General features: G+C 30.9%; 1 protein-coding gene. It reads left to right on the top strand.

All coding sequences use genetic code 11. The features are described 5' to 3' along the window. A partial coding sequence (locus J1M86_RS23590) for a hypothetical protein (RefSeq protein WP_368857275.1) occupies positions 1-433 on the top strand: 433 nt, incomplete at both ends.

Genomic DNA, 433 nt, shown 5'->3' with positions numbered 1-433 from the left:
CAAAAAACGTTAAATACGCTTAAAAAGCCTATAAATGTTCAGGATGAGCAAGGAACTGAAAAAGTAGGTGGTTTATTTAGCAAAGAAATACAAGAAACTGGAAATGTTGTAATAAGCCAAAAAGATTTCAATGAATTTCAGAAACAGATAAAAGCTGCTCAAGATATTTCGGAAGATTACGAGTATATAAAGTCTGGTAGAGCCTTAGATGATAAAGATAAGGAAATACGAGAGAAAGATGATTTATTAAATAAAGCAGTTGAGCGTATTGAAAACGCAGACGATAATTTTAACCAACTTTACGAAAATGCAAAGCCACTTAAAGAGAATATAGAAATAGCGTTAAAGCTTTTAAAAATCTTACTAAAAGAGTTAGAACGAGTTTTAGGAAGAAATACCTTTGCGGAAAGAGTTAATAAGTTAACAGAAGATG

This window comes from Rhodococcus sp. KRD197 (assembly GCF_017168235.1).
Lineage (GTDB): Bacteria > Actinomycetota > Actinomycetes > Mycobacteriales > Mycobacteriaceae > Rhodococcoides.
The sequence above is the reverse complement of the archived record's forward strand: the minus strand, read 5'-3'. Positions and strand labels throughout refer to the sequence as shown.